18 protein-coding genes are annotated in these 26,520 nt (G+C 69.1%); 7 read left to right on the forward strand and 11 right to left on the reverse strand.

Annotated elements, in window-relative coordinates:
• Positions 1-253 precede the first annotated feature (253 nt).
• The 3 genes from OG624_RS34555 to OG624_RS34565 form a co-directional block, all read right to left on the reverse strand.
• Positions 254-1,822 carry an ABC transporter permease gene (locus OG624_RS34555; RefSeq protein ID WP_371640272.1) on the reverse strand — a complete coding sequence of 523 codons (1,569 nt, stop codon included), beginning with the start codon at positions 1,820-1,822 and terminating at the stop codon, positions 254-256.
• A gap of 56 nt (positions 1,823-1,878) precedes the next feature.
• Positions 1,879-2,769, reverse strand: coding sequence for an ABC transporter ATP-binding protein (locus OG624_RS34560; RefSeq protein WP_371640273.1), 891 nt, complete (start codon positions 2,767-2,769; stop codon positions 1,879-1,881).
• A 372-nt stretch (positions 2,770-3,141) separates the two neighbouring features.
• Positions 3,142-3,558 carry an ATP-binding protein gene (locus OG624_RS34565; protein WP_371640274.1) on the reverse strand — a complete coding sequence of 139 codons (417 nt, stop codon included), beginning with the start codon at positions 3,556-3,558 and terminating at the stop codon, positions 3,142-3,144.
• Between the two features lie 250 nt (positions 3,559-3,808).
• On the opposite strand from OG624_RS34565, the gene OG624_RS34570 reads away from it, so the two are divergent.
• From OG624_RS34570 to OG624_RS34580, 3 genes are read left to right on the forward strand one after another with little or no spacing between them, the layout of a single operon-like run.
• Complete coding sequence (locus OG624_RS34570; RefSeq protein WP_371640275.1) at positions 3,809-4,465, forward strand: replication initiator; 657 nt, start codon at positions 3,809-3,811, stop codon at positions 4,463-4,465.
• Positions 4,458-4,637, forward strand: coding sequence for a helix-turn-helix domain-containing protein (locus tag OG624_RS34575; protein WP_371640276.1), 180 nt, complete (start codon positions 4,458-4,460; stop codon positions 4,635-4,637). The genes OG624_RS34570 and OG624_RS34575 overlap by 8 nt, the downstream gene beginning before the upstream one ends.
• Positions 4,637-5,905, forward strand: coding sequence for a tyrosine-type recombinase/integrase (locus OG624_RS34580; RefSeq protein WP_371640277.1), 1,269 nt, complete (start codon positions 4,637-4,639; stop codon positions 5,903-5,905). Before OG624_RS34575 ends, OG624_RS34580 begins: the two co-directional genes overlap by 1 nt.
• Positions 5,906-5,992: 87 nt before the next feature.
• Here OG624_RS34580 and OG624_RS34585 read toward each other — a convergent pair whose 3' ends face one another.
• Both OG624_RS34585 and OG624_RS34590 read right to left on the reverse strand, forming a co-directional pair.
• Positions 5,993-6,442, reverse strand: coding sequence for an SUKH-3 domain-containing protein (locus OG624_RS34585; RefSeq protein WP_371640278.1), 450 nt, complete (start codon positions 6,440-6,442; stop codon positions 5,993-5,995).
• Position 6,443: 1 nt separating this feature from the next.
• Positions 6,444-13,430, reverse strand: a complete 6,987-nt coding sequence (locus OG624_RS34590; RefSeq protein ID WP_371640279.1) for a polymorphic toxin-type HINT domain-containing protein — start codon at positions 13,428-13,430, stop codon at positions 6,444-6,446.
• Between the two features lie 127 nt (positions 13,431-13,557).
• Here OG624_RS34590 and OG624_RS34595 point away from each other — a divergent pair, with 127 nt between their 5' ends.
• From OG624_RS34595 to OG624_RS34605, 3 genes are all read left to right on the forward strand, one after another.
• A complete protein-coding gene (locus OG624_RS34595; RefSeq protein WP_371640280.1) occupies positions 13,558-13,704 on the forward strand; it encodes a hypothetical protein in 147 nt (48 codons plus the stop codon).
• A gap of 439 nt (positions 13,705-14,143) precedes the next feature.
• Positions 14,144-18,421: a ricin-type beta-trefoil lectin domain protein gene (locus tag OG624_RS34600; protein WP_371640281.1), complete on the forward strand. Its 4,278-nt coding sequence runs from the start codon at positions 14,144-14,146 to the stop codon at positions 18,419-18,421.
• 986 nt (positions 18,422-19,407) lie between these two features.
• Positions 19,408-19,980 carry a sensor histidine kinase gene (locus OG624_RS34605; RefSeq protein WP_371640282.1) on the forward strand — a complete coding sequence of 191 codons (573 nt, stop codon included), beginning with the start codon at positions 19,408-19,410 and terminating at the stop codon, positions 19,978-19,980.
• Between the two features lie 304 nt (positions 19,981-20,284).
• On the opposite strand, the gene OG624_RS34610 is transcribed toward OG624_RS34605, so the two are convergent.
• Both OG624_RS34610 and OG624_RS34615 read right to left on the reverse strand, forming a co-directional pair.
• Positions 20,285-20,683 (reverse strand): hypothetical protein, encoded by a 399-nt coding sequence (locus OG624_RS34610; protein ID WP_371640283.1) that lies wholly within the window; start codon positions 20,681-20,683, stop codon positions 20,285-20,287.
• Positions 20,683-20,949, reverse strand: coding sequence for a hypothetical protein (locus OG624_RS34615; protein ID WP_030965736.1), 267 nt, complete (start codon positions 20,947-20,949; stop codon positions 20,683-20,685). Before OG624_RS34615 ends, OG624_RS34610 begins: the two co-directional genes overlap by 1 nt.
• Before the next feature lie 319 nt (positions 20,950-21,268).
• Between OG624_RS34615 and OG624_RS34620 the strand changes: the two genes are divergently transcribed.
• The gene (locus OG624_RS34620; protein ID WP_371640284.1) at positions 21,269-21,796 is read left to right on the forward strand and encodes a hypothetical protein; all 528 of its coding nucleotides are present in this window, start codon (positions 21,269-21,271) and stop codon (positions 21,794-21,796) included.
• Here OG624_RS34620 and OG624_RS34625 read toward each other — a convergent pair.
• From OG624_RS34625 to OG624_RS34640, 4 genes are all read right to left on the reverse strand, one after another.
• Positions 21,753-22,670, reverse strand: a complete 918-nt coding sequence (locus OG624_RS34625; RefSeq protein WP_371640285.1) for an IS5 family transposase — start codon at positions 22,668-22,670, stop codon at positions 21,753-21,755. The genes OG624_RS34620 and OG624_RS34625 overlap by 44 nt on opposite strands.
• A 197-nt stretch (positions 22,671-22,867) precedes the next feature.
• Positions 22,868-23,869: a hypothetical protein gene (locus OG624_RS34630; RefSeq protein WP_371640286.1), complete on the reverse strand. Its 1,002-nt coding sequence runs from the start codon at positions 23,867-23,869 to the stop codon at positions 22,868-22,870.
• A gap of 396 nt (positions 23,870-24,265) precedes the next feature.
• Positions 24,266-25,270 carry an ATP/GTP-binding protein gene (locus OG624_RS34635; RefSeq protein WP_371640287.1) on the reverse strand — a complete coding sequence of 335 codons (1,005 nt, stop codon included), beginning with the start codon at positions 25,268-25,270 and terminating at the stop codon, positions 24,266-24,268.
• Positions 25,264-25,695, reverse strand: a complete 432-nt coding sequence (locus OG624_RS34640; protein ID WP_371640288.1) for a hypothetical protein — start codon at positions 25,693-25,695, stop codon at positions 25,264-25,266. The genes OG624_RS34635 and OG624_RS34640 overlap by 7 nt, the downstream gene beginning before the upstream one ends.
• Between the last annotated feature and the right edge of the window lie 825 nt (positions 25,696-26,520).

Here is a 26,520-nt window from a genome sequence, read left to right on the forward strand (position 1 = left end):
GGCGCGGGTCACCGGGCTGAGCCGGGCGGCTGAGCCGAGCTGTAGTGGTTGAGTGGACTGGTTCTTGACCCAGCTGCCGGTGGCGTTGGATTCGACGGTCCAGCCGTGGAAGCGGAGCATGACGACCACGGGTCGGGGCCCCCGGCCCTCCGAGAGCAGGGCCCGGACGCAGGAGGTGGTGACCTCGGCTCAGCGGGCCGCTTGTTCCGGGGTGGGGGCGCCGCAGACTCAGAGGGATGCAGCCTCCATGCGGTCAGGTGCGAAGGTCCCGCAGTTGGTAGCCGATGGCACCAGCGGCCGCGGCGAGCGCGGCGACAGCTGTCATCAGGAAGGCCGCGGACCAGTTGACGGGGTCGTCGGGTACGGCGGCCAAGTGCGCGAACGGGGACAGCTGGCCAACCCACGCCGGCAGTCCGGACCTTTCGGCGATGACTTTCAGCAGGAACCCGCCCGCGGCCGGGAGCGAACCGAGGACGGCGACCGCGCGTGGCGCCCAGCCCAGAGCGAGTACACCGGCGCCCAGGCAGAGGAATGCGACCGGCAGTACATTCCAGGCCCCGGCCAGCGCGGCGAGGAGGCCGAGGTCGGCACCGACGGCCCGTGTCCCGCTCCAGGTGGCGAGGCCGGCGACGGTGGTGAGCACGATGACGCCGCCGAGCGCGGCGGCGATCTCTGCGGTGAGCATTCTCGCCCGGGTGAGGGGCTGGGCATAGAGGAGAGCCAGGCGCCGACCGGTTTCGTCGGCGGCGAGCGTGGCGAGCCGGACCGCGACGAAGGCCCCTGCCGGGACGGCCAGCAGCGCGAACAGCGTGGCGGCGTATCCCCGTACGGTGCCGAGCCCGGTGAAGCCGGCCTGCGCGGCGAGGTCGGCGAACCGTGGATTGCCGGTAAGGAAGTCCGTCATGGACACGGCCAGCACCCCGATGAGCAGGTAGTACGCGCCGACACCGGCCGACCAGGCGGCCAGAGGCCGCACCAGCCGCCGCACCGCGAACGCCTGGACCGAGCCGAGCAGCCACATACGCGGTGCCCGGCCGGAGGGCGAGCGCAGGTAGCCGCCGCGGATGTCACGCCGCCCGGCCGCGCCTGCGGCCCCGGTGACCAGTGCCAGGCAAGCAGCCACCAGGACCATCAGAGGCCAGATCCGGTTCCCGTCGTACGGGCGGGTCAGCGCCATCAGGCCGAACGGCGACAGCCAGCGCAGCCACCCCAGGGCGGCGACACCGTCCCCGACCATCCGTAGCAGCATGCCGATGCCGAGCACAGCCACCGCCGCGCCGCTGGCCGACGATCGTGTGGCGAACACCTGAGCGGTCATCGCGCCCACCGCGGCGAAGAACACCCCGCACAACGCCAGCCCGGCACTGTGCACCGCGGCGCCGCCCACAGCGGCACCCGCCGCGACCAGGCCGGCGAACACGGCGGAACCTGCGACCAGTGACGCCGCCGCCAGGACGGCGACATGGCGTGCCACCACGGTCGTGACCGGCACCCGCCCGGCCAGCAGCACATCCCACCGGCCGGCATCCTCCTCACCCCGGGTGATCCGCGTCGCGGCGAGCAGCGCCCACACGGCCAGCACGACCGCCAACACCGTCCCCGTGCGCCACACGGCGAACCCACCGGCATCGCCCAGCGCCACCGGTTCGCCGAACAGAGTGCGGATCGCTGGGTTCCCCGCCAGCGCCTCCAGCGCTGCCGCATCCGCAGGGTCCTTTACGGTGCTCGCGTAGGCGGCCACCGCCACCGCCGACATTCCGGCCGCCAGCCCGGTCACGAAGAGCGCACCGCGCCTGGTCTGACGCAGAGCAAGAGCAGTCACCGCCCGCCCCGCGTCTGTGGCGGGGCGGCCGTGCTTGGTCGGCGATTCGACGGCCGTCACCGCTGCTCCCCGCCGTAATAGCCGAGGAAGATCTCCTCGAGCGAAGGTTCCCGCACCGCGAGGCTGACCACATCTGCCGCCGCCAGTACCTGCAGCGCATCCCCCGGCGGGCCGGTGAGGGTGAACCGCACCGAGGCCGCGCCGGTCACCTCGACGGCCTCCACACCGGGCACTTGGGCCAGATCCGGTGGCGCCGTGTTGAAGCACACCGCCACTTCCGTGCGGTGCAGCCGTCGCAACTCCGTCACGGTGGCGACGTCGACGAGCCGCCCGGCACGCAGGATCGCCACCTTGTCGCAGGCGGCCTCGACCTCGGCGAGCTGGTGGGAGCTGAGGAACACCGTCTGGCCGTTGTCCCGGGCCTCGCGGACCGCGCGGCGAAACTCGCGTTCCATCAGCGGATCCAGACCGCTGGTCGGCTCGTCCAGCACGAGCAGAGGTGCCCGGGTGGCGAACGCGGCCACCAGCGCCACCTTCTGCCGGTTGCCCGTCGAATACGCCCGGCCCGGCTTGGATAGGTCGAGGTCGAACCGGTCGACCAGCTCGTCCCGGTAGGACCGGTCGGTGCCGGGGCCCGTGCGCGCGAGCAGTTCAAGGATCTCGGCGCCGGCCAGCTGCGGCCACAGCGCTACGTCGGCCGGCACGTACGCCAGGCGCCGGTGCGTGACCGCGACGTCGGCCGCGTCGGTGCCGAAGATCCATGCCCGGCCGGCGGTGGGCCGGGCCAGCCCCAGCAGCAACCGGATGGTGGTGGACTTGCCGGCCCCGTTGGGGCCGAGGAAGCCGAACACCTCGCCGGCCGGGACAGTCAGATCCAGCCCGTCCAGCGCCAGTACGCGGCCATAGCGCTTGGTCAGGGATTCCGTACGAAAGGCGGGCGAGACCATGCGGGCCTCCAGTGTCGGTACGGCGGGCACGCGGCCCCTGATCGCCGACCAGACTTCCCGGCACACCGTTGACGAAGATACTCGCGCCGTATCACGCCGGACAATCAGCAGGCACAAAGAACTCCGGCTCTCTCGCCCTACGGTGCGGATACGTCGGGCACCCTGCAGTGCGGGGGCGGCCTGTATCGCTACTTGACCGGCCTCCACATGGCCGATGCCAGCCTGGTGTGTTCCGCGCGGACTCGTTGCGATACGCGACCGGTGCAGTGAGGGGCCTCAACGACACGCGGTCCCTGCCTCTTCCCATCTGAGAATCTGCGAACCCGTGTGCTTCTGCCGGGCCTGGTCGGAAGGGACCTGAACTCTTACCCTTCAGCGGCCTGCCGCGTCCGTGGCCAGATCGTCGGCGAGCAGGATGGAGGCGGTGATCCGTTTGCCGACGGGTTCGCGGTGGAGCTGGAAGGTCAGGGCGGAGGCCATGATGATCTCGAGTCCGTGCTGTCCCACTCGGGTGGGGTCTGGAGGCAGGATCGTCGGCATATCCGGGTTGCTGTCCCAGACGGTCACATCCACGCAGCCGTCTCGGACCTGGAGGGTCAGCAGGCTGGGGCCGGGTGCGTATTTGCGGGTGTTGGTGACCAGCTCGCTGGCGACCAGCTCCACCAGGTCCAGAGCGCGGTCCGAGACGCGCAGGCCATGGATGTTCTGCACGTCGGCCAGGAAGGAACGGGCAAGTAGCCGGGCCTCGGCGATCGGCTCACTGCCCTCGAACCCGGCAGAGAGTGACACCGGGCGGGGGAGGGGCGTGGCGTGCAGTTCGGTCCCTTCCGGAGTTTCCTCCAAGGGGTGCCGTTCTGGCGCCGGGCGGCCACCACTCCCGATCCACTGCCAGGTCATGGTTGTCAGACTCCGCTCGACGGTGGGAGGGCAGAGGGCGGCGGCGGTGCTACCGGCGGCGGGCCGAGGCGGCCATGGCGAGGCCGGTGACGAGGAGGGCCAGGCCGATGATGCGCAGCGCGGACTGATCCACTTCCACGCGGTGATCCGCCTCGACGGCCCCGCAGGCCCGTACACCCCACCACCCGCATGGGCCACACCCGAACTCCTCGCCGACGCCATACGAATCGCAGCCAACTGCGCCCACGTCAGCGGTCCCAAGGTCAGCGGCCGCGTCCGCCCCTTCGCATTCGGCGAGCAGATCGACACCAGGATCATCCGATCAACGGCCTTCCAGGGCGGGACCGCGATCACCGAGGGCAAGGTCGCCGGGTACGTCGCCAAGTACGCCACCAAGGGCACCGAAGCCGCCACCGGCACCCTCGACCACCGGCTGAAGAGGATCACCGAGCTCTGGTGCGAGTCCATGCCCGAGCACGCCGCCCGAATGATCCGCACAACCTGGACCCTCGGCAACCGCGACGACCTCAAGCACCTGAACCTGCGCAAGTGGGCCCACATGCTCGGCTTCCGCGGCCACTTCTCCACCAAGACCCGCGCCTACTCCACGACCCTCGGAGCGCTCCGGGCCGCCCGCGCTGAATGGCACCACCGCCACACCCCTCCGCCCTCACCGACCACCCTCGTCCTCGTCCACTGGGCCTACGACGGCATCGGCCTCACGCCCGACCTCGAACGCCTCGCCGCACTCATCAACGGCGGTCCGACCCGCGAACAGGAGGTGACAGCAGGTGCGTGACGAGCTGCTTACCGTTCCCGAAGCCATGGCCCGCCTCAAGATCGGCCGCTCCGCCCTTTACGACCTGATGCGCACCCGCCGCCTGTCCTCCCTGACCATCGGCCGCGCCCGCCGCATCCCCGCCCACGCCCTCGCCGACTACGTCCAGCGCTACCTGGAAGAGGCCGCCTGATGACCGCCCCCAAGCGTAAGAAGGCCCGCGCCAACGGCGAAGGCACCATCTACCAGCGCAAGGACGGCCGCTGGGAAGCCGCCGGCTACGTCCTCGCCGCCGACGGCACCCACAAACGCGTCCGCGTCTACGGCAGCACGCGGAGGGAAGCCGCCGACAAACTCGCCGAGAAGATTGCCGACAGTAATCGCTGCCTGCCCGTCGCCACCGCAGACAGCACCATCGGCGACCACCTCACGTACTGGCTGAATAGCGTCGCCGTCCACCAGCTCCGCGAGAACACCCACACCCGCTACGCCACCTGCATCCGCCTCCACCTCATCCCCGGCCTCGGCACCAAGAAGATCGCGCGACTGACCGCGAAGGACGTACGCACCTTCCTGGACCGGCTCCGCATCACCTGCCAGTGCTGCACCCAGGGGCTCGATACGGAACGGAAGGCATGCTGCGCCATCGGCGAGTGCTGCCGGAAGCAGTTGTCCCCTTCGACCGTGGCGTATGTGCACTCGGTGCTCAAGTCCGCGCTGGAGCACGCCGTCCGGGAAGATGAGCTGCCCCGCAACGTCGCCCGGAACGTCAAGACCGCTGCGCCCCGGCCCAGACGCTTCCGGCCACTCACCGGGACCGAGGCGCGGTTGTTCCTCAACGCCGCCCGCGCCGACCGGCTGCATGCGCTTTACGAACTCGCCCTACGCACTGGCCTCCGTAAGGGCGAACTCCTCGGCCTCCACTGGGAAGACCTCGACCTCACCACCGGAACGGCCAGTGTCCGACGGTCGCTCCAACGCACCCGAACGGGCGGTCTCACCCACCTGCCCACCAAGACTCGGGCGTCCGAACGCCGCATCGCGCTGCCGACCGAGTGCCGCCACTCCCTCAAAGAGCACAGGAAACGGCAGGACAAGGAATTCGAGACGGCAGCATCAGCCTGGAGGGACAGCGGCCTGGTCTTCACCACGCCGACTGGCCGCCCCCTCGACCCGGCCAACCTCACCCGTCGTTTCCGCAGCTTCCTCGACCGAACCGGACTCCGACGCATCCGCTTTCACGACCTTCGCCACTCGACCGCGACCCTGCTCCTGGAGCAGGGTGTCGACCTCGTCGTGATCAAGGAGCTGTTGGGTCACGCCCACATCGGCGTCACCGCCAGCGTCTACGCCCACGTTCGGCTCCGCCTCCAACGCCAGGCTATCGACACCCTGGGCGGCGCCCTCAACCCGGCCAACGATGACCCCAACGACCCGCCCGCCGCTGCCATCGTCCGCTGACGTTGCCGTCAGCGTTGCCGTCAAAGCGCTACAGAAGCCCGCCGGCACTCCCCGGCGGGCTTCTGTGTTTCCTCCATTGCGGGAAGGCTACGGATAGCTGTGATACAGAACCTCTGGAGCTACACCGAGGGCCAGGCTTTCCACCCCGTTGACACCGGCACCAAATTGCGCCAACCAATCGGCTACGAGGTAGATCGTCCCATCTTCGTCGATCCCAAGAAAATATCTCCCTTGGGCAAGCTCACCAATAGGGGCAATAACCTTTCCGACCAGTTCACCCCACTCGCTGAACCTGTCGTCCTCACCGAGAGCCAGAAGTGGATCGAATTCAAACGCCTCCCTCGCTCGCGAAATTCCACTACCGCCATGCGGAACCGACAGGCCGCCGAACTCGGAAAGGAATCGCTCGGCTGCTTCATGAATGGTAAAGCCATCATTCGCTAGTCGAGTGCACCACTCCGAGGTGTCGACTCGCCGACCCGCCTCCCACCCCGCGTTCAGTAGCACTTGCTGGGTTTCTTGAGATAGCTCAGACATCCTAGTCATCCGTAACGAAGTTGAGCTTGAAGTGTTCGCTGAGAGACCTGCAACTATCGCAAGGCCCGACAGGGAATCCGTGCTTGACGTGATCAACATTAGCTCTAATGATGACTGCCGCAGCATCAGCGCCCATCGGACTCTCCCCGGTGAAAAGAGCCTGCGAAATACACACGGCCAAACCGCATTGACCGTGCCCCACACCACGAGCGCCGGGTGAAACCGTGCTCAAGACTGCCGAAACTGCCGGGTGGAGGCGAACCTGCACCCCCCGAACACTAGCGCTCGCTATAACTCGACCACTCGACAGTTTAATAGCTTCCGCTACTGCCGGCCTTGCAGCCGACGGGCGAATTGATGCGGATGCATCGGCAACGCCCTGTGCAGCTTCGAGTGCACTTCCGCCGCAGTTGTGAACGAGGACCGGGGTGGCGCCGGCGAGCACATAGTACGTGTGGAAGTCGTCGACCGTGAGGTTGTGCGTGGTGACGGCGAGCGGGTAGTTCCGGGTGGCCTTGACGGTGACAGTGCTGCCGTCAGGTCGGCGGAGCTGCTCGCCCTCCGCGAAGTCGCCGGCGTCGAGCCACTGGCGGCGGGTTTCGCTCCAGTGGGGGTGGTGGGAGGTAGAGGTAAGGGTGACCGGCGAGCCGCGAGGGTTAGCGTCGTCGGTGAGGGTGAGGTCGGTGAACTCCTTGTCGTCCGGCGTGGTGATGGTGTTGGTGACCTCCTTCGGGGCGGTCTCGCCCGTCTGGGGGTCGGTCGCCATGACCTTGTCGCCGACCTGGATGTCCTCCATGGCCTTGGTGGTGCCGTCGGCCATCAGGACGTGGGTGCCGGTCGGGAAGCTGTTCAGCTTGCAGGCCGGGGCTCCGCCCTCCGAACCGCTCCCACCACGGGATTCGGCGCTGGCGGACTGGGTTTCCCCGTCCGCTTCGCTTCTGCTGGATTTGGAGTCTGTTCCTGCGCTGTCGCTCTCGGACTTCGAGCCAGCTTTCTCCTTGGCTGCCTTGGCCGCCTTCGCTTCGGCCTCCCGGGCTTCCTGAATCGCCTTCTTGCTGCGGCTGAGGGCTTCAGAGGCGCGGGAGGCGTTGCGTTCGGCTGCGTGGACGGCGTCATAGGCCTTGTTCACCTCCTTGTAGATCTTGAAAGCCTTGATGCCGACCTTGATCGCCTTCGCGATCTTGCCCCAGGGGACGGCGCCCAAGGCCGTGTTGATGCAAGCCATCACGTCGCCCTTGGTGAAGCAGTCCCGGGCGTCGTTGTAGCCGATCAGGTCCCCGATGAGCTCGACAACTTCATGCTTGAGCTGATCGGTCCGCTGCTTGGCCTTGGTGACCTTGTCCTGGGCTTCGTCGTAGTCCTTCTGTTCAGAGGAAGATCCGCCGGACGAGCCACCATTGCCCGGGTCGTCACCCGTGCTATTGCTATTGCCACCCGAAGCGCCCTTGGAAGGAGGGGCTGTGCAGCTAGTGAAGTTGTCGCAGAACTCCTTCATTCCGCTGGGGTCGGACTTGTTGATCGGGCTGTTGCTGGAGTACGCGTAGCCGTTCCACTGTTGTGGGTCGCCCGGGTCGATGATCGGGTCCGGGCTGATGAAGCGAGCCGTTGTCGGGTCGTATTCTCGGGCGCCCAGGAGGGTGAAGCCTGTGGCCTTCTCCTTGGTGCCACCGACGAAGCCCTTGTCACCCGCCCACATGCCCGGCGCTGTACCGCGTTCGTTGCCGAACGGGTCCGAGTGGCGGCGGACGTGAGTGAGGTCGGTGGCGTTGAACTGGACGCCGCCCGTGCCGTGGTGGTCCGAGCCCTGGTAGGTCAGGGTCGAGGTGCCGCCGTTGGTGGTGCGGGTGACGGACAGGCCGCCGGAGACGCCGTAGGTGCGGACGTTGGAGACCTTGCCGCTGGCGGTATCCAGGGTGATCTGGTCGCTGCCCAGGTTGAGCGTGGTGCTGCCCGGGTCGCGGCGGATCAGTTGGTTGCCGGCCGTGTCGTAGAGGTAGCTCGTGCCCGCGCTCTCGCCGGTGCCGGTGATCTTGTCGAGCTTGCCCTGGTCGTTCCAGGTCAGGGTCTTGGTGCCCGGGGTGCTGGTGACGGATGTGGTGTTGCCGCTCGCGTCGTACGTGTAGGACGTGACCTTCGTGCCCGTGGCGGCGCTGGTTTCCGTGGAGGTCATCAGCGCGTGCGGGCCGCCCGTGCCGCCGCCCGTCTTCGGGTCGGTGGAGGGGGTGTTCAGGCCCGTGCCGAAGGTCTGGGTGACGGTCGCGTCCTTCGACGTGTCGCCCGTCGGGTCCCTGCGGACCAGCTTGGTGCGGTTGCCCAGCTTGTCGTACTCGTACTGCTGCCAGTACGGCGCCGGACCGCCCACGCTCGGCTTCCCAGCGCCGTCCACCGTTGGGCCGTCCGTGTTGGCGCAGCCGCCGATGCCGCGGACCGACGGCTGCGGAGCCGTGGTCTGGGCGCCGGTGTCAGTCCAGGCCTGGGTCAGGCGACCCAGGTAGTCGTGGGTGAAGCACTGCAGGTCACGGGCGGTGCCGTCCTGCGTGTTGCCGATCGAGGTGAGCTGGCCGGCCTGGTTGTAGGTGTAGTCGATGACGTCGACGCTGGCCTTGGCGGAGGTCTGCTTGTCCAGGAACGAGCGGACCGGCCTGCCGGTGGCCAGGTCGTAGTCGGTGGTCGACACGATCTGCTTGCCAGTCTTGCCGACCGTGCTGCGGATCGCGCGGCCGTAGGCGTCGTAGCGGGTGTCGACCAGGTATGGCCACAGCGCCGAGCCGATGAGGCCGTCGAGGGCGACGACGTTTCCGATGATGTCGCTCTTGAAGGTGAGCGTCTCGGCCCCGAGACCTGCAGCGGGAATGGCAGGCTGCTTGCTCTTCCACAAGTTGCCGAGTTCGGTGTAAGTGTTGGCGGTCTCGTAGACGCCGGCCAGCTTGCCTTCGGACGCCGGGATAGTGGTCTTGGTGCCGAGCGGGCGGTAGCCGCCGTCGTAGCCCGTGACCTCCGAGACGTACGCCTGGCCTGCGACGCCACCGACGTAGCGGGTGGTACTGCTGGGCTTGCCCAGCACCTTGGTGTCGTAGGTGAACCCGGCGACCTGCTTGACCGGGTCGACAACCGTGCCCGCATAGGTGGCGAGGGTCCGGCCGAGGATGTCGGAGACGATGGTGGCGCTCTTGCCGCGGGCGTCGGTGACCGTGACCTGGTTCTTGGCGTCCTCGTACGTGGTGGTGCCGGTGCCAGCGTCCGGGTCGCTCGTCTTCACGACGCGGCCGAGGAGGTCGTAGGCGAAGGTCCACTCGTTGCCGGCGGAGTCCTTGCGCCATAGTTCCTTGCCCTGGGTGTTGTAGCCGTAGGTAGTCTCGTCGTAGGAGCCGGTGGGCGTGTTGGCCTTGTACTGGCGCAGCGCCACCCGCTGGCCCATACCGTCGGTGATGGACGCCGAGGCGAAGGCGCCGTTGGGCGGGATGGAACGGACCTCGTCTGCGCCCAGGTACTCCGTCTTCGAGCGCCACTGCTCCACGCCGTACGACTGGAAGACCGTGGCGGTCGGACGGCCCAGGCCGTCGAAGACCTGGTAGGTCTGGGACGGGATCTTGCTGTCGGGCTGGACCCCGCCGTTGGGCAGGAACAGTGCGGCCGACGGCAGAGCCTCGTCGTTGTAGTAGGCGGCGCTCGTCTTCACCTGCCGGCCCTGCGAGTCGAACAGCGCGTCGGTGATCAGGCGACCGTCCACGCCGGAGGCCGTGGTGGCCTGGGTCTGGCGGATGCGTCCGATGCCGTCGTAGATCGTGTAGGTGGAGCTGTAGGTCTGGCCGTCCGGCATGAGCGCCTTGCTCAGCACGGTCGACGGCGCGTTGGTGCCGTTCATGCCGTACGAGAAGGTGCGGACCGGCTTGAAGCCCCTGGCTCGTTCCTGGCCGGGCTGCCAGACGTTGACGATACGGCCGAAGGCGTCGTACTCGCGTTCCGCGACGTGGTCGTTCTCGTCCGTCGTCTTCACCGGCAGGGAGCGGCCGGTGTCGAGGGTGTTGACGGACTTCCAGCCCAGCGGGTTGGTGTGCGTGACTTCCGACGGCAGGGCGCCCGTGGCCGGGGTGTATTCGGTCTTGGTGACCGCGCCGCCCGGGTGGGCGGCGTCCTTGCGGGTGTGGTTGGTGGTGGTGGTCACGCGGCCGTACGCGTCGTACGTCGACGTGGCGTTCAGGCGGTAGACCGGCGTGCTGAAGCCGTCGTAGCGCTCCAAGACCTCCGTGCCGGTCTGGTCGGCGGTGGTGCCGGTCTGGCCGAGGGGGAGGTTGTCGAAGTAGGTGCGGGTGTCGCCGACCGTGTTGTTGCGGTTGGGGGGCTCGCCGCAGCCGCCCGAGAGGATCAGGGTGCGCGAGACCAACGGGGTGGGTACGCCGTCGGGGGCGGTGGCGTACTCGAACATCGTGCACAGGCGTTGGTCGAGGCGTGAGGTGTCAGCCCAGTCGTCGACCTTGAGCGGGCGGGTGGCGAGGGTGTTGTCGTAGGTGGACGTGCGCTCGCTGGTGCGCCAGTTGCCGTTGGCCAGCTTTACGCGGCTGGTCACCTTGGCCGTGTTCATGGCGCGGGCGGTGATGGGCGGCATGCCGCCGGACTGGGCGCGGGTCGCGGTGATCGCGCCGAGCCAGGGCGTGGAGACCTCGTCGGCGACGACGTCTCCGCCGTCACCGTCGTAGGTCTGGGTCTGGCGAACGAAGCCGGACAGCACCTCCTCGTCCTTGATGGTGCCGCCCTGGGCGTCGGTGACGTCCACGCTGCGCTTGGTGCCGTTGGCGAGGACGTCGCCGTCCATGCCGCGCAGGAACGTGGCGACGGACTTGGTGCGCGGGCCGTCGCTGCCGGTGCCGGTGCGGGTGGTGACCGTGGCGAAGCCGCGGAACTGGTCCCAGGTGCGCGTCTTGGGGTCGGTGAACTCGGAGTCGTTGCGGTGCCAGGCGACGCCGCCGCCGTACTCGTACTCCGTGACCGTGGAGACCTGCCCGGCCACCAGGTCCTGCTGGGTGATGGACTGGACGACGACCTTGTGGAACCAGTCGTTGACCGGGTCCGGGTAGGACTGGCCGGGCAGGTACCACTTCACCGGCATGCAGGCCATGGTGTTGGCGTCCTGGGACGCCGGCATCCGGTTCTGGAGGCGCGAGCACTCCGGGGCCTTGTAGACGACGTTGATCCGGCCGCCGGTCTCGGTGGTGATCGCCTGGATGCGCGGGCGGTTGTACGGCAGCGCGGAGGCCTCGGTTCCGTCCGGGCGCTTGACGACGCCGTCGACGCGGTTGGGGATCTGGATCGGCTGGAAGGAGACCGCGGGGAGGATCAGCGGGGTCTTGCCGTTGGAGCCGGTGCGCTGGACGGAGTCCAGCCACAGGGTCGGGGAGGTGCCGTCGCCCGGATCCTGGAAGGACTGGTTCAGGGCGTACGAGTCGACCGTGCGGTAGTTCGTGCCGTCCAGGACCTCGGTGTCGATCTTGGTGACGCGCCTGGTGGTGAAGTACGTCGGCGAGAGGTTCAGGCACTGGCGGGTGGCGGCGCACTCCTGGTCGACCGGGGTGTCGGGCCAGGACTTGGCGTTCGCCTTGGTGCGCTGGGACGGGTCACAAGTGATGGAGCCGGACGCGAAGCAGCGCTCGGTCGTACGCAGCCACACCTGGGCGGCGGGCTTGGCCGCGCCCTTGGCGGCGAGCTGGTCGGGCAGGCGCTGGCCGTAGCCGATCCAGGTCGGGTAGGAGCCGCGCTGGTACGCGGTGAGGGTGCCGTTGCCGTCGTTTTGGCCGCCGCCGCGGCTGTAGAAGTTGCCCTCCTGCTCGTAGCGGTACCGGAGCAGGTTCTGGTGCGGGTCCACGACGAAGTCGAGGTTCCACTGCCAGCCCATCTGGACCCAGGAGCCGTTGGCGGGGGTGTCGGCGCCGAGGCACTTGTCCTGGCTGCTGTTGAAGTAGACGGGAACGGTGGAGACGGACTTGGCCTCGGGGTCGGTGCCGTCGACGCCAGGCAGGCGGTTCGCGCCGAAGTAGTACTGGGTGCCGTCGGTCGTGGTGACCTTGAAGCCCTCGCCCTTCCAGGCGGCGTTGCGCTGCCCGGTGAGCCGCTCGATCTTCGTGCCGTCCTCGCCCTGGAGGCGGTAGACGCACGTTGCGTCGTCACGAACGATCTGGCCGGCGTGGCCGGCCAGGTTCAGGGAGAGGATGTCCCCCGCCCAGCACTCGTCGCCCGAGTCCTTGATCCCCGCGTCCTTACAGGACTTGTACGTACGGGAGATCGATCCCGGGTGCCAGTCCCAGCCCTCGCCGAAGAGGCCGGCCTGGGCGTTGGTGGAGGCGGTCCGGCCGTCGATGGAGGAGGAGTCGTAGCCCAGGCTCAGGCTAGGGGCCGGGCCGGCGATGGTGGAGGGCAGCTCGACGGTGTAGCCGTAGGTGAAGTTGGCGGCGTTCGAACCGGCCTGCCAGGAAGCGGAGGGCAGCAATGGGGTCGCGGTGAAGTCACCGCTCGCGCCGGACGGGCCGGGCTCGACGGCCAGGGCGACGGACTGGGGGGCAAGGACCTGCGGGGTCGCGGCGTAGGCCGAGTTCCCCGCTGTCGGCGCCTTCAGCATGCCCGCAGCCGGGCCCTTGGGCGCGTCGACCTCGCCGACCAGGCGCCCGGAGCCGTCACGGCGGGTCTCGACCGGCGTCCGCTGGGTGCAGCCCTGCGCTCCGGGCGTGGTCAGGGCACACGCCGGAAGCTGGACCAGCCGAGCCCGGTCGGCCCAGTTGGCCCCGGCCGACTTGGCCCAGGCGGAGACGTCGAGGCCGACTTGGAGCTTGCCGGCCGGGGTGGCGCCGACGGCGGCGGTGCCGGTAAAGGCGACGAGGGCTCCGTTGACGCCCGCGGCGCGGGCCTGGGCGTCGTTCTTGACCTCGACCTTGACCTCGGCGCGACGGGTAGAGCTGTCACCAGCCCCGGAGCCAAGAGCGCTTTGCGCCAGCGACACTGGCCGATTTGCGCTATCGCGGGATGCGACCCATACGGGCAATTCGCCTGCACGCGCCGAATCGGGACCGGTCACCGACCGGCTCTTTCCCTCCTCCGATAGATTCACGACGGCCGCGCCGGCCGGCTTGGCCGAATCCTTCGACACCGACCATTTCCGGCCGCCCGGTGTCTTATTTCCGGCCAGCTTCGCGCTCGAACCTTTCACCGGCTTGGCGTCAGGCAGCGGCGTATTCGGCGGCACCCACACCTTCGGCGGCGTCTCCGCCGCCTGAACTGCAGGAAGACCCGCACCAGAAAAGAGAACCGCGAGCGCGGCGGTGACCGCTACCCGCGTTCGCCCGCGTTTCCAACGCATGGCGAACCCACCCCTACGAGACAACTGAATCCCCCCACAGGAAACAGGAACATGGCGACACCGGGCCACTGGGCCCAGATCGAACGCACCTTAAGGAACGGACGTTCGACACGCCCAGGGATTTATGGAATCCACATCGCATGACCAATGTCACTCGGGGTGCAAGCCGGTATGCGCCGTCATGAAGTGGACATTCGAATCTCACAGACTGTTGACAGGTTTGCAGACTGGAAGGAACGGTGCGGCTGATCTCTGTTCACAGACCGCTCACAGCGAGGACCTCTGCCTTGAGGGCGAAACTTCCTTCACGCACACCCTGGCCGCCTGGCCTCCGCAGTCGACGTGCCGCGTCGGGCGTGCTCGTGCTTCCTGTCGCCGCCGTCCTCTCGCTCGGCGCCGGCCTGCTCGCCGCCCCACCGGTCCATGCCGCGGCCAGTCCTGGTCACAGCCCGGCCAATCCCCACTGGCCTGCCCCGACGCCGAAGCCTGCGCCCACGGAGGCCGAAAAGGCACTGGACGCCGCCCGTGCCGAGGCCAAAGCCAGTGGGAAGCAGACCGTCGTCGGCCATCTGACGACCGAGAACTCGCAGACCTTCGCCAACCCCGACGGCACGCTCACCACTGACACCGCGCCGGTCCCGCAGCGCATCAAGGACGCCGCAGGCAACTGGCGCGGAATCGATCCCACGCTCCGCGTCCAGGCCGACGGCTCCATCGCCCCGAGCGCGGTACCGTCGAAGCTCAGCTTCTCCGGCGGCGGTAACGGCCCGATGGCCACCATGACCACCGCCGACGGCAAGAAGCTCGCGCTCAAAGCCCCGTTCGCACTGCCCAAGCCGACCCTCAACGGCGACAGCGCCCTGTACCAGGGCGTCCTGCCGAACGTCGACCTCGAACTCAGCGCGACCACCCTCGGCGGCTGGCGCCAGATCCTCATCGTCCGCACACCCGAAGCCGCGGCCAACCCGGCAGTGAAGAAGCTTCAACTCGGTGTCGAGACCGTCGGCCTGACCGTCTCCGCCGACGCGGCGGGCAACCTCAAGGCGGCCGATGCCCAGGGACGGATCCGCTTCTCGGCACCCACACCGATGATGTGGGATTCGGCCACCGCCGCCCCACAACAGAGCGTGTCGAAGACAGCGGGCACCCGCACGTTGGCGGCATCCCCGGCCGAGGGCGGACCGACCGTCGCCTCGACCACGGACGGCCCGGGCACCGGAGCCACCGTCGCCAAAATCAGTACCTCGGTGGATGCCAAGGGCATCCAGCTCGTCCCCGACGCCGCACTGCTGAGCCAGGGCACCGGCCCCTGGTTCATCGACCCGGGCTTGAACCCCACGCTCGACAACACCACCCAGGCCTGGGCCCAGGTCCAGGAGGCGTACCGGTCCACCAACGAGTACAACGGCACCACCGACGGCCAGGACAAGCCGGCCACCGGCTACTGCGGCTACGACGTGGGCAACCCGCCCTGCACCGGAATCGGCCGCACTCGCGCCTACTTCCAGGTCGGCATCAACTCCACGATCCACGGCGCCGAGGTCCTCGAAGCCCGCCTGTACGCCACGGTCGTCTCCTCCTCCAGCCCCTCGACCAACACGCCGATGGGCCTCTACCACACGCCGCCGATCGGCAACCCGACCAGCTGGGACCACCAGCCCTGCGGCGAGGCGTCCCGCATGGCCGGCTGCACAAAGATCGGTAGCACCTGGATGTCCGGCTCGGGAGACATCTCCTTCGACGTCGTCAGCCAGATGAAGGCAGCGGCCCGGGACAAGTGGAGCAACTTCACCTTCGGTCTCGCGCCGGACGACGAGTACAACAAATACTTCCGCCAGCGCTTCAGCAACACCCCACACATCGTCGTCAAGTACGACTTCACCCCCACCATCTGGTGGCCCCGCACCAACCCGACCCCCGCCTTCGCCGACACCGGTGTCCACGGCGACTGCACCACCCCCGGAACGGCCAACCCCTGGGACAACCCCGGCTGGATCGGCGCACACACCGGGATCACGCTGAACGCCTCGACCTGGTCCCCCACCCATCAGCAGCTCCAGACCACGTTCCAAATCTGGGACGAGAACCGCGGACAGCAGACGTTCTACCCCCAGACACCCTGGAACGGTGACTACGGCGACGTCGCCGTCAACCTCGACCAGCAGCCGGACCTCATCCACGACGGCCACGTGTACGGCTGGAAGGCCCGCACCACCGACGGCACCCTGACCAGCGCTGACTCGGCCCTCTGCTACTTCCGGGTGGACCGCACCCCGCCCACGGCCGCCGTCACCTCCACCGACTTCCCCACCTCCGGCTCCATCGACGCCCACCCCAAGAAGGCCGGTGAAGAAGGCACATTCACCCTCTCGGGAACCGACCTCGCCCCGCTCGGCGGCGGCCACTTCTCCGGGCTCGCCTGCGGCCGCTGGACCACCGACCCGGTCAAGGCCGCGAACACCAGCTGGAAGTGCACCGACACGGCCCCCGGCATCGTCAAGCTGAGCAATGGCAAGACCGACATCAAGGTCACCCCGCCTCGCTGGGGCACCAACTTCCTCTACTTCCAGACCCAGGACATCGCGGGCAACCTATCCCAGCCCGTTGCCTACAGCTACTACGCACCGTCCGACCCCAACGCCCCCGCGCCGATCTTCGGCGACGTCGACGGCGACCGGAAAGCGGACATCCTGCTCCCGGACGGTGCGGGCAACCTCCGCCAGTTCAACGGCGGCGCAGACCCGTACGCGGCACCCAACGCCCGGATCCGACCCGCCCCCGGCGGCCACGGATGGAGCAACATCCAGACCACCCACCGCGGCAGCCTGGGCTTCAAGAACATCGACGACCTCATCGCGCACGAGCCGGGGAACCCCGATCTGCACCTGTACACCAACGACGGCAACGGGGGGCGCTTCGACGGACAGGCCCCTGGCAAGCTGGTCAAGCCCGTCGGGTGCGCCACTCCGGCACTGGCGACTCTTGACTGCGCAGCCCACGGATACGGCGCCAACTGGTCCAACGTCACACAGATCGTCGCGCTCGGGTCGACCACGGGCGACGAGGCGGACGGCGACGGGAACCTGCCCCGCACCTCCCTTGTGTTCGTGGAGAACGGACGGTTGTGGCACAGCCCCGCCGGCAGCGCGGACGAGCTCAACTCCCCGGCCATCCTCCTCTCCACCAACGACCAGCGCTGGGACGCCTACGACCTGATCACCCCCGGCCGCGCCCAGGGCACCGACTTCCCCACCCTCTGGGCCCGCTCCAAGGCCGACGGATCCCTGCACGCCTTCACGGTCAAGGGCACCCCCGAGGCGCCCGACCTCACCGGATTCACCGACCCCGCCTCCGGCACGCTCACCGGCAAGGTCGACCCCAAGGCCTACCCCCGCATCGGCTCCGACGGCGACCTCACCGGTGACGGCGTGCCCGACCTGTGGGCCGTGGGCACCGACCAGCAGCTCGTCTCCTTCACCGGCCTCGGCACGGCGACCCAGCACCCCACCGTCACCGGGATCGACCCGACCGTCGTCCCCCTCGGCAACCTCAACACACCCCGCTTCCAGTGGCTGCTGACCGGCCAGAGCGGAACCACCACCCCGAGCAAGATCGGCAACAACCCCGCCACCACCACCGGCATCACCTGGCCCACCGGCACCGTCGACGGCCGCACCACCCCCTACGCCGCCTTCAGCGGCGCCGACTCGACCATCACCGCCGGCACCGGGACCGACAAGGTCATCGACACGCGCAAGAGCTTCACCATCTCCACGATGGCCAAGGTCGACAGCGCCGGCGGCCTCGTCCTCAGCCAGGACGGCACGACCAGCAGCGCGTTCACCCTCTACGCCGATCCCAACGGCACCTGGAGCTTCGCCCTGGCCAAGGGCGACACCGCTGGCTGGGAGTACGACTGGACCTCCCCCGGCGGCAACTCCGCCGCACGCGTCACCAAGGGCGAGTGGACCCGGCTGACCGCCGTCTACGACGCCGACACGGGCCGGATGAGCCTGTACGTCAACGGGATCCTCGCAGCCAGCGGACACCACCGGGCCGCCGACAGCCCGGCCCCGGTCGGACCGCTCGTCCTCGGCCGGTACAAGGTCAACGGGCAGCCCGACACCTTCGGCGGCTTCACCGGCGGCGTCAGCAACCTCGCCGTCTACCCGTACGCAGCTGCCCCCGTCGCCCCGGGAGCCGCCAGCCCCATCTCGCTGACCGTCGTGGGTGGCAAGTGCATCGACAACGACCAAGGAGGCACGGCCGACGGCAACAAGATCCAGCTCTGGGACTGCAACGGCAGCGGCCCGCAGACGTTCGAAGTGCGCGGCGACGGCTCCATCCGGGTACAGGGCAAGTGCCTCGACGCCCTCAACGCCGGAACCACCGACGGGACCCTCATCCAGCTCGTCACCTGCAAGGGCAACCCCGCCCAGCAGTTCCATCCCCGAGCGGACGGCAGCATCTTCAACCCCGTCGCGGGACGCTGCCTCGACCTGAACGGGGCCCGAACCGAGAGCGGAACCCAGCTCTGGCTCTGGAGCTGCAACCGCAGTGACGCCCAGCGGTGGACCGTGGCTGCGCTGGCGACGGCACCCCTGCCGGTGCCGGATCCCCGGCCGGCCATGTGACCGATCGGCCCGGTTGACAGCAGCAGCGGCCGTCCCCCCTCTGCGGGGAGGCGGCCACTTGCTCGTACGGAGACCTGCGAATGGCGCAGGCGACGGTAGGCCAACGAGCTGCTCAGACTGTCCGTAGGAAGGGTCGGCTCCCGGCGTGAGCGAAGCCGCCCTCTGACCCGCACCCACATACAGCGGCCTTCCTGAACCAGCGGCAGGCCGTTCCCGGGGGCCTCGGCGCAATGCCCTTGGCCTACGGCGATAGGGTTTCCGTCAGGCCCCGCAGCACCTGCTGCCCGACCGGCAGCTCGTCTTCTCCATTCCCCACTCACAGCGCGGTGGATGCAACCCATCCGGCGGCTACGGGCCCCTGCCCGACCAGACGCGGCTGTGCATCGCCCGTTGGGAGTTCAGTTCGACACCAGCCGATGGGAGGCACTTCAGCCACATCGAGCCCTTCACCTCATCGGACTGGGCGATCTTGGCGGACGGGTCTTCGAGGATGCTCCCTACAGCCTCGGCCATGTACCCGTCGCGTGCCGCGGCCGAAGGCCACAACAGGCGACGCCGGACCAGACCCATCCTGCCTGCCCGTCGCCGGCGGTGGGGAAGCCCTGGGCGGATCGCGCGGCGGAGCACGGTACCGGCGCGCCGCCGCAAGGCGGTCGATGTTCTTGAGTTGAGGGCCCTTCAGGGGTCCGCGTGCAGTCCTTGATCCGGCCTGCTCGGCAAGGGCCATTAGATCCCGGGCCTGCGGTAGTGGACTTTCGGCAGTGTCTCGGGGCGGCGGAGTTCCGTAGGGTCGCGTCCGTGAGAACAGTGATCATCGCCCGGGTGCCAGCACCGGTACTGTCCGCAGGCCTCTTCATCGGGGCGGTGGCGGCCGTTGGCACAGGTGTCGCCACTCTGTGGTGGGGCGTACCCGCGGCGGTCTGCGCCTTCCTCGCGGGCGGGCAGCCGGGACGGAACCGGAGCACGGGGGCGGCCTTGGTCGGAGAGTGCTCGCGGCCGCCGTGGTGGCTGTGCTGCTGGTGCCGACGTGGCTGGGCTGGGCGAGCCAGTTCGTGGGGTTGCTGCTCGTGGCGGCGATGCTGCCGTGGTTCGCGGGCCGGTTCCTGCGCCAGTACCGCGAACTGGTCCGGGCCGGATGGGAGCGGGCCGCGCGGTTGGAGCGGGAACAGCATCTGGTCGCCGAACAGGCCCGATTGCGCGAGCGGACCCGGATAGCGCAGGACATGCATGACCTCCTAGGCCACGACCTCAGCCTCATCGCCCTGTCTGCGGGGGCACTGAAGCTGGCCCCTGGTCTGTCTGAGGACCACCGGGCCACCGCCCGGGACATCCGCGCCAGGGCGGGAGCCGCCGTCGACCGGCTCGGCGAGGTGATCGGTGTCCTGCGCGAGCCGTCGGATCTGGCTCCGGGGCCCGAGCCCGGCGCTGGGCTCACCGAACTTGAGGGCCTGGTGGACCGGGCGGCCGCGGCGGGGCTTGACGTCCGGCTGCGTGTGGAGGGCGAAGCGGCGGCCGGCGACGCGCACGGCAAGACCGTCAGCTCGCAAGGCGCTCGATGATGCCGTTGGCCGGGGTGGCCATGTACCAGACAGGCTGCTTCGGGGTGCGTGTCACGAGGTCCTCCAGAAGATGGGTGCGGGGGCGGCCAGCAGCGAGCATGGTCCCCGGGGGCGCTGCGCCCGCAACCGGGCTGGTACGATGCGGGCCCCCGCAGTGATCGCCGTTCTCCGCGCCGCGTACCTGACCGGCGAATGGGCGGCCCTCCTCGCCGGAGCGCTCATCCGGCGCCTGCTGCTATACCCCCTGCTCGCCTCGAAGGCCACACCGATGCGCCCTCCAGGCCCCTGCAGACCAGAGATGATTTTAGTGGTCCGGATGGACCGCCTGGACGCCGGTGCCGTCGTACAGATCGGGTTCCAGGGTGAGCAGGTAGCGGCCGGCGGGGAAGTCTGCCGAGGGGCGGGCCGCGTGGATGGCGTGGACAGTCGCCCAAGGGTGCCCGGCGTGCAGGAGCTCGGTGACGGACAGGGCGGCGGCCGTGTCGAAGGGCTCGATCTCGATGAACCGCAGCCCGTTGATGTAGGCGAGCAGGCCAGGCCGCCCGGTGTCGCCGGCCGTCAGGGAGAGCACAGGCGCGTAGAGCGTGCCCAGGCCACCGGAGGCCTGCACGTAGAACGCGGCCACGGCGTCGTTGTACGGGTCCTTGGGATCATGGAGCGCGGTAGCCGTCGTGTGGTCCAGGACGACGGCGATCGGCCCCACTACGCGGCCGCCGAGTCCTGCCGGGCGCCCAGGCGCTCCAGGAGGCCGCGAGCCTTCGCCTCGGCCTCCTCGCTCGGTACGGTGCCCAGCACCGAGGCAAGCTCGGCACGAGCCTGCTCGGCACGCTCCGCGTACTCGGCCTGGGTCGGCCGGCCCTCGGCGAGCTCCTCGACCAGCTGCCGGATCGTCGTGCCCTGCTCGATCGCCAGCGCGGCCAGCCGGTCACGGGTCGCCGCACTCACCTTGATGCTCGTCTCGTCTGCCATCCATCGACTCTACTCCCAGTAGAGGACAGGCGGGCAGGTAACGCAGGTAACGCAGGTAACGCCAGCCTCTTCCGCTACCGCTACCGCGCCAAACCGTTCCGCTGGACTCGGGCGCCGCCTTGCCCCTCAGCGACGGTCTTGCCTGAGCTCCTCGCCGTGCTTCACCAGCTGTGACCAGGCAGATACCGCGAGCACGGGCGGGAGCTAAGTGGCTGTTTCTTTCCGGTGGTGGCTGCGGTGTTTCCGCTGGTCAGGAGTAGGAGCGGTGATTCGGTGGGAGTTGCGTCTCGTCGGGTTGTTGTTCTCCGGGAGGTCGCGGATGCCGTCTGTTTCTGGGTTGCTGAAAGAGCGGGAGCTCGCTGCTCGTCGTCGTGTGGAGGAGTTGCGGGAGGAGGCCGATCGCGTCCAGGCCGAGCTGGTGGTGGCCGAGCAGGACTGGAGCGAGTGGGTCATTGCCCGCTCGCGGGTCGGCGAGGTCCTGGCCCTGGGCGGTGCTGGAGATGCCGCCCCGGATTCCACCGGGGGCCTGCGGGAAACTGGTCCGCAGCCCGAGCCGGCGAAGCCGAAGTCGGTGGTGCCGGTGTGGCGCGCGGGGCTGGCCTGGTCGGTACTGTCGGTGGACTACCAGCGCATCCTTCGGGTCCTGTCCGACCCGCAAGGTCTCGGCCAGGGACCGTTGACCTGCCAGGAGATGGCCGTCGCGTTCGGCATTGACCCGGTGCCGGCGAAGGTGGAGACGCTGCGGTCGAAGGCGAAGCGGCTGGTGGCCCGGGGGTGGCTGGCCGAGCCGGTGTCGGGGCGGTTCACGCTGCTGCAGAGCGAGTCCGGGTCAGGCGGCGGGTCATGAGCAGGGTCATCGACCAGTAGACCATCGCCTCGGCGCTGGCGGTGCGGCGTTCGAAGTCGCGCGCGAGGCGGCGGGATCGCATCAGGTGGGCGAAGAACCGCTCGACGATCCATCTCTTGGGCAGTACGACGAAGCCGCGCATGTCGTCGCTGCGTTTCACGATTGCCAGGACCAGCGCGAGCGTGGCGAGGCAGTGCTCGATGAGGCTGCCGGTGTATCCGCCGTCGGCCCAGATCAGCTCCAGCCGGTGATGCGCGTTGGTGACCTGCTCGAGAAGTACCCGGGCGGCAGTGCGGTCGCCGGTGTCCGCGGCGGTGACCATCACGCCCAGCAGCAGGCCGAGCGTGTCCACCACCGCGTGCCGTTTGCTCCCGTTGATCAGCTTGCCGCCGTCGAATCCGCGGCTGTCCGCGCCGACGACGGCGTCCGCCTTCACCGACTGGGAGTCGATCACTCCCGCGGTCGGCTCCGGGTCCCGGCCCGCCTTCTCGCGGACCTTCCCCCGCAGCCGGTCGTAGAACTCGACGATCAGACCGTGTTCGCGCCAGCGTCGGAAGAAGGCGTAGACCCGGTCCCATGGCGGGAAGTCGGCCGGCATGGCCCGCCATTTGGTTCCGTTGTCGACCAGGTAGTGGACCGCGTCCAACATTGCCCGGTGACAGTACGCCTCCGGCTGCCCGCCACGGCCCTCGAGCCAGCCCGGCACCGGCAGCAGTGGACGGACCACGGCCCACTGCGCGTCCGTCATGTCGGTGGGGTAGCGCCGCTCACGCGTCCCGTTGTCCGCGGCGTTCCCGAACCGGTGCGCGAGACAGTCACACGACGGGGTGAGCGGACTGGACCCGGCCCGCACGAAGGCGTTGAACTGCGACAACAGGGCCTCCCTGGTGCTTCTCCGGCTTCAACACCCAGGAGCTGCACCGGAGGCCCTGCCTTTATGCGGCTGTCGCACCGCGACCACCCGAACGGGACTGCCGTTCGATCAGCAACCGCCACGATCGATACGGCAACTACCCCTGAAGCGAAGTCGGTCCGGAGCCGCGATGAGCCCTGAAGGTCCCGCGGGCGGCCTCACGACGTCGAAGAGGCCACCCAACGGGCGGTGACATAACCGTCGTCTCCCGGCACGACCGCCTCCAGGCGCACCGCGTCCTCTGCCGGCCACGGGAATACCCCGAACTCCTGTCCTGGGGGTAGGTCACCGTCGTCCGGCAAGGGGGCATCCCATTCCACGGTGACGGTGCGGAGTTCTCTGTCGCTGGCCAGTGGGAAGATCACCACGTCTGCTCCGTCATCGTCCGATTGGGCCCGTCGCGCGGCCTCCACGGCACGCGCGACCTCGCCCCGAGAGGTCGCGTGGATCTCCAGATCGATGAAGGCGGAGATCAGCGCCTGACGTTTCACCGATGCGGCCACCGAAGAGAGGTCGTCGGCTGCCACGAGCCACAACCGGTGACCGAGTCTTCCGCCGGCCCAGCGCTCCACGACAAGCGTCCGGGCTTCCTGCTGCTGTGCGGACGACCTGACGGCCAACCCCCCGGCCACCTCAGTCCAGAAGGTGTCATCGGCGTGCCGAGAGACGTGCACTTCCTCGTCTTCGTCTTCGTCCTGCTCCTGGTCTCCCAAGACGAAAAGGCCCATCTCGTCGATCTCATCGAGAGACGCGAGGGCTCGCTCAGGGATCTGTACGTGCATGTAGAAGTCGAAGCCCATCATCATGCACATCTTCTCGCTGTCGAACCAGGCAGCGGGAGTGTCTCCGGACATGTGCCCTCTGAGCATCCGCAGGGCTGAGGTCTTGTCGACGATTCGGCCCTCGTACACCTCTCCGAGCCAGGCCGGCGGAGGGCTGTGCAGGAAGACGTTCCGCAGGGTGAAGTGCGAGGCGCCGGCCGCTCTCGCGAGGATGTCGGCAGCCGCGATGTAACGGTCCTCGGTCCGTTGATACTCCTCAGCCGTCAGGATGCGTCCGTCGAAGGACGCGCCGATGTCGGAATGGTCGGTCCAGTCGTCGATGTCGCCCCGGCGTCTGGCCTCGTCGTACTTGCAGAGGACGTAGGAGTGGAGCTTCACGGGGCTCGTATCAGGTCGCGCCCCGTTTTCGTGGCCGGCGGGACTGTTCTGACGGCGGCGTCTTCGCTGCATGACATGCGTCGGAGCTCCTCTGGGCGCGCTGCGGTTGTCGTCAGCGCCGCACGTCGCTTCCACCCGTGGGACCGCGCCCTGGGGCTGGACTCGCATTGTGCGCCTGCGACCGGACATCGCGCACCTCGATATGGGGACGGTCGGTTTGCTGGAGGAGCGGGAGGGGGTGCCGGAGGCGCGTTGAGGTGCTGCGTCAGGAAACCGACCCGGTTCTTGCCGAGCTGCGCGACGCGGAGTTGCTCCGGGAGCGGTTCGTCTTGCTCGGTGTCTCAAGAACCCGAACTGCACGAGAGGCCCTGTCCTCATGCACGGACAGGAGCAAATTCATCCGATCCGGCAGTCGCTTTCGATCACACCGCACTCAAGACCGATAGAACAACGGCTTCTGACGAGGACCTGGAGCTCACCGATGGCCAGGCTGATGGCGCTCTGGCGGGTGGTGGTGATCGTGCCGGTCTGCCCCGCTCCCTCCCACGCCACGTCCCACGTGGTCGTCGCGGTGACCGGGTAGCGGCCGCCCGGCGAGCCGTCGCTGGTGCGCGTGTACTTGTGCCCGCAGGTCGGGGACATCTCCTTGCCCCGGTCCGGGGTGTACGGGGTGCCCGGTCCGGTGCAGGTGATGGTGGCGCCGTCGCCCATCGACCACACCACCGTGCGGACCGTGGCGGTCGCGGTGACCGTGACCGAGCCCGCCGACGCCGAGGCGGTCGCCGGGCCGGTGCGGGTCGGACCGGGCTTGTTCCACATCCACACCGGCAGCCCGACCAGGCCCTTGCCCTCGGGCTTGGGCACGATGCCGATGTCCGGTCCCTCGAGGCGCAGCCGCTCGACAGCCTGCTGCGCGAGGGCCTGGACGTCGACGCCGCCGCCGGCCGGGCCGGTCGCCGACCAGCGGATCCCGCCCCGCACGTCCCCGCCGCGCGGGCAGGTCACCTGGTAGAGCCGGCCGCCCGGGTCGCCGGGCTTCCAGCCGGGCGGGGCGCCGGTGTCGAAGCCGGGCGGAAGGCCTCCGGCCGGGCCGTCGGTCGGCTTCCAGTAGCAGGAGTCCGCCGAGTTGAACGTCCCCATCTCGGGGGTGGAGCAGGGCACCTCCTCGCCGTCGATCGCACAGGTGGGCAAGCCCCCCTCCGAGGGGGGCTTGCCCGGTTGCCCGCCAGGCTTGCCCACGGGTGGCTTGCCCGGGTCGTGAGCTGTGACGTCGCAGTCCAGGTCCCGTGGCGGGCAGACCACGCCGCCGCCCGGGTCGTCCGCCACCGCCGTGCCCGTCACGACCGCCCCGAGCAGCGTCGCGGCGGCCGCGGCCGCCGCCGTCAGCCGTCGGGTCAGCACGTGCGGTCCCGCTCGATCGTGGAGCTCCACACGAGCCATGGGCCCGAACCGGTGCGCTGCAGGCGGGAGGTCACCACGTGACGGCGTGGCCCGGCCGGGGCCGCACCGGTCGGGTTGCCGTCCTTGTCGACCTTGTCGTAGTCGGTGGAGTCCACGCAGTCGGTGACGACCGCGCGGCGCGGGTCGCCGGTGGCATCGAGCGACTCGACCGCCGCCGCGTGGGCCGGCTGACCCTTCATGCGGGTGCCGCGCTGCTGGTACCAGAACAGCGTCGCCTTGATGTCCGCCAACGCCTTGTCCGTCGCGTAGCGCTCCACCTCCGGGTCCAACGTCCCGGACGTGTACGTGCGGACCTCGGCGGCGCCCATGCCCGCGTACGCGGCCAACACCGCGGCTTTCTCGGCCGCCTGCGGATCCACCGACACCGGGGCAGCCGCAGACGCCGGCGGGCCGGCCGGCTTCCCGTCCGAGGCGCCACCGGCGCAACCCGTCAGGATGACCGCCACCACCCCAACCCCTAACCCGACTCGCTGGCGCATTGTGCCTCCCGGAACTCGTGATCACGCCACGCTAGCGATCACACCTCCACCAGCCACCCGAAAATTCAGCCACATCCACACCGGCTCCAGGTAGGTAAGTCCGGCGGCTCACCAGACCCAGGACCCGGCCCCAGCAGCCACGATGCATGGTGAGTCCGCCCCACGGTTCCCCCTCAGGTTCCCCGTCAGCCTCCCCCCGAGATTCCCCCGCAGTTGCCCCGTCAGGTTCCCCCACCACGGACCAGCGCCCCCGCCGGCGTCGATCGCCTCGCGCCCACGCTGGTGGTCCTGACACCTGACGCTGACGCCGCCCCGTGCGCCCCGCGGCCCATGCGGAAGGAGGCGGAGCGTGTCAGGTGTCAGGACTTGGGCCCGCCCCGGGTAGACCCGGGGGAACGGTGGAGCCGGCCCCAGGGCGGTGTCCGTCCCGCGTCCTTCAACGACCGGACACGCCACCGGTTTCTGCGCCGCCCGGGTACCGGGGCGCGCCGGTTACCGATCACGGACGGTCCTGCGAATCCGTGCCCAGGGCGCCCGTGTGCCCGCGCGATAGGCCTACCGGCGCAGCCGACGACCGAGGCTCTGCCGCCGGCTTCTCGTCCGAGGAGCCACACTAGAGTCGGCTGCCGGGGGCAAAGCCGCAGCTCCTCGTTCGTCGCCGTCCCCGTCTGGTTCACCGGATCGCCGGGCCACCGCAGCTTCGAGTGCCCG

The organism is Streptomyces virginiae (genome assembly GCF_041432505.1).
Taxonomy (GTDB): Bacteria; Actinomycetota; Actinomycetes; order Streptomycetales; family Streptomycetaceae; genus Streptomyces; species Streptomyces virginiae_A.

Excerpts from the sequence above, each read along its gene's own strand:
- OG624_RS34560 (WP_371640273.1), bottom strand. The coding sequence starts at position 2,769 with ATGGTCTCGCCCGCCTTTCGTACGGAATCCCTGACCAAGCGCTATGGC.
- OG624_RS34580 (WP_371640277.1), top strand. The coding sequence starts at position 4,637 with ATGACCGCCCCCAAGCGTAAGAAGGCCCGCGCCAACGGCGAAGGCACC.
- OG624_RS34585 (WP_371640278.1), bottom strand. The coding sequence starts at position 6,442 with ATGTCTGAGCTATCTCAAGAAACCCAGCAAGTGCTACTGAACGCGGGG.
- OG624_RS34615 (WP_030965736.1), bottom strand. The coding sequence starts at position 20,949 with ATGGCAGACGAGACGAGCATCAAGGTGAGTGCGGCGACCCGTGACCGG.
- OG624_RS34620 (WP_371640284.1), top strand. The coding sequence starts at position 21,269 with ATGCCGTCTGTTTCTGGGTTGCTGAAAGAGCGGGAGCTCGCTGCTCGT.